Source organism: Bradyrhizobium sp. AS23.2 (assembly GCF_001908185.1).
GTDB lineage: Bacteria > Pseudomonadota > Alphaproteobacteria > Rhizobiales > Xanthobacteraceae > Bradyrhizobium.
Genome location: NZ_LGHM01000304.1, coordinates 1 through 3125, shown reverse-complemented (window position 1 = coordinate 3125; position 3125 = coordinate 1). Strand labels below are relative to the sequence as shown.

At 52.2% G+C, this 3125-nt stretch carries 4 protein-coding genes and 1 pseudogene; all 5 read left to right on the top strand.

Annotated elements, in window-relative coordinates:
- Positions 1 to 917 (top strand): annotated as a pseudogene (locus AC630_RS46095) (tRNA-ribosyltransferase); the annotation flags it as partial.
- Positions 917 to 1627 (top strand): 8-oxoguanine DNA glycosylase, encoded by a 711-nt coding sequence (locus AC630_RS41605; protein WP_074124213.1) that lies wholly within the window; start codon positions 917 to 919, stop codon positions 1625 to 1627. The pseudogene AC630_RS46095 and the gene AC630_RS41605, both read left to right, overlap by 1 nt.
- Entirely contained in the window at positions 1624 to 2229 is a 606-nt protein-coding gene (locus tag AC630_RS41600; protein ID WP_074124211.1) for a 7-cyano-7-deazaguanine synthase, read from the top strand. The genes AC630_RS41605 and AC630_RS41600 overlap by 4 nt, the downstream gene beginning before the upstream one ends.
- The gene (locus AC630_RS41595) at positions 2216 to 2680 is read left to right on the top strand and encodes a TIR domain-containing protein (RefSeq protein ID WP_074124209.1); all 465 of its coding nucleotides are present in this window, start codon (positions 2216 to 2218) and stop codon (positions 2678 to 2680) included. The genes AC630_RS41600 and AC630_RS41595 overlap by 14 nt, the downstream gene beginning before the upstream one ends.
- Positions 2681 to 2690: 10 nt before the next feature.
- Positions 2691 to 3125 (top strand): DUF4231 domain-containing protein (locus AC630_RS41590; RefSeq protein WP_143198751.1); only part of this gene is annotated, 435 nt, incomplete at its 3' end.

Sequence of the window (3125 nt, the reverse complement as noted above, 5' to 3'; positions counted from 1 at the left end):
AAGCATTGAAAGCCCTTGATGTCTTCGGAGCTAAGCCAATTCTCGTGTCCGCCTATGATCTAGCCGAAACGCGAAGAACCAAAGAAATGGTTCGAAGGCTCAAGCGGCAGCGAAAGAAAGACTCGATCGTTCTCTTGGACTCAGGAAATTACGAGAAGTTCCGGCTAGATGACTCCAAGTGGAGAATGAGAAACTTCCATCGCGTACTAGCGATGGAGCTGCATGATCTCGCCTTTTCTTTCGACGATCTATTTCCCACGGGAAGCCCACGCGAGATAGCCGCGGCATCAGTTCGCGCGGTGTTGCGAGATCAAAAATTGACTCGCGCTCCAGTACTTCCCATAGCTCACCTACCACGCAATAGAGCAGGTGAATATCGCGTAGAACTTGCGCCTGAACTTCTATTTCGAATATCCGATTCGCTACAGCCGCGAATGATTGCCATCCCGGAACGAGAACTTGGCGCCAGCTTATTTTCGCGGGTGAGCACAATCCGTGAAATTCGCCAGAAGCTGCAAGAACTGAATTACTATCAACCGATCCACGTGCTAGGAACGGGCAATCCGATTACAATAGCCCTTCTAACGGCTGCTGGAGCCGATAGTTTTGATGGATTGGAATGGTGTCGTTACGTGGCAGACGTGACGACGTCTACGCTCCATCATTTCCAACACTACGAACTGTTTCAATATCAAGACGAGCTAGCAACATCTCCCATTGCTCTAGAGGCGGCAGCGGACCCCAAAGTCGATTACGCAGGAAAGACGGTGTTTCATAACCTCGATTTCTACACGGTATGGATCGCGAAACTCCGAGCGGCGATACAAAACGAAAGGCGCCTAGTGGAGTTTATGACGAAGCTGCTCTCTGAGGAGGCTATGGAACTAGCGAAGTCTACCCTAACAGGCGTGCTCTAATGAACATTACACCTGCAAAGCTCAAAGGGGCGGTATCGGCGGTGTGTCGAGACATCGAGCAGCGGATTGACAATAGTCCAGCCGCAGACCTTGATGATGCTGCTCTGTGGCGAGAGTTGTCCTGTTGCGTATTAAGTAGCCAAGTGCCGTACGATCTTGCTCAGTCCGCGGCTGATCAAATCCACCTGAATCGGGCACTTACTAACGATTCCAATCGGCCAGTTCACGAAGTACACGCCCAACTCCTCACCATTCTAAGCGGCAACTTCGCGATGGGGTCATCGCAGCGGCGATACCGATTTCCACAGATGCGGGCGCGGCAGCTTGCACTCTCGTGGCAAGCCATCAATGACCAAGGTGGGCTTTGCAATTTGATTTCCGATACACAAGACATCCATGAACTGCGCCGCTGGCTGGTGACCCATGCACCTGGCTTAGGACCAAAACAGGCCAGCATGTTTTTGCGAAACATCGGCGTAACCTATAGGTTGGCAATCTTGGATCGTCATGTCCTCCGGTACATGGATATCGTTGGCCTTGACGCTTCGCTTTTCAAAGCACCAAATTCCCTGAGCGCGTACCGGACACGCGAACTTGTTCTAGAGGAGCATGCCAAAGAAGCCGGTCATCGGCTCGGCCTACTGGACTGGGCGATCTGGATTGTGATGAGAGTCGCCGGCCCACAACTTGGAGCAGCGGAAGCGCGATGAGCACGGTAACCTTGGTATCCGGCGGCCTGGATTCAACTTTGATGGCACGCCTTGCCCAGGAAATCAGTTTGCAACAACACCCCCTATTCATCGACTACGGACAGCGCGCAAGAGACGCCGAATTAGCTGCCTGTAGGCAAGCGATGACCCAACTCGGCTTACCGGAGCCGCGGGTAGCAGAGCTCGCGGGCTTCGGTGAACTAATTCGATCCGGCTTAACAGACCGCTCCAAGCGTACCGTCGAAGATGCTTTTACGCCCGGACGAAACCTGCTGTTCTTGCTCATAGGCGCCGCTTATGCGGTTCAAGTTGGCGCAACGGCTGTATCAATAGGCTTGTTACATGAAGAGACGAGCTTATTTCCTGACCAAACAAAAGCGTTTCTTAGTACGGCCGAGGCGGCTCTTAAAGTCGCGATGGGCAGGCCTTTTCGAGTTTTGGCACCATTAGCCGACTTTCACAAAAGCGAGGTTGTAGAACTCGCTAAGGTCAAAGGTATCTTCGGAACGTACTCCTGCCATGTTGGCGAGGAGCAACCATGCGGCCAATGTATCGCCTGCCGGGAATTTCAGTTTGAGGGAGATACAAATGGGCGGGGGTAGCAGTAGCAGCTGGAGTCGCCTGGGCGACATCAAGAGCCTCGAACAGAGAGCAAAGGAAGCGCTTCAACAGGGACGAAAGAACGTCTTTATCAGCTTCGCCTTCGAGGACATCGATGAAGTAAACCTGCTGAGAGCTCAAGCCAAGAACGACAATAATGATATCGAATTCAACGATCGATCAGTGAAGGACGCTTATGATAGCGACAGAGCCGACTACATTCGCGATCGTTTGACCGACAGGATCAACCAAGCATCCACAACAGTGGTGTATTTGTCCGATGACACTGCGAAAAGTCGGTGGGTCGAGTGGGAGGTGAATAAGAGCCTAGAGTTGGGCAAGAAAGTTATTGGTGTCTATGCCGGCGATGCCCCACCAAAGACCGTTCCGGACTGGATATCGAAGCGCGGCATCAAAGTCGTCCCATGGAAAAATCTAGCTACCGAACTATAAGCGGTGACATTTGAATTCCTCTGACTTTCCTCCTCTATATGAAGCTGCTGACAAAGCATCGCTTGCAGCGCAGAAGCAATACTTGCGAGTGCTCGCGGCGAACTTTGTGCTCCTCGTAGGAGCAGCGACAATGTCGGTGATCAACTATCCGCATGCCACTTTCGCAGTAGTTCAAGCTGCTTTTCTCGCTGCCAGCCTTGCACTGGTTATCTTCTTGGGCGTCAAGCAACCGCAGAAGGTCTGGTATGATACGCGAGCTCTCGCCGAGTCAGTCAAAACCGTAACTTGGCGCTACGTGATGCGCGCAGAGCCGTTTAATTCAGACGACAATACTGCGCGCGGCAATTTTGTCAGGGATCTGCGGAAAATCTTTGAGGATAACAAAGAGGTTTCCACGCACGCGATCGAGATGCCTGCCGGCGAACTGATTACTCAAGTCATGAGT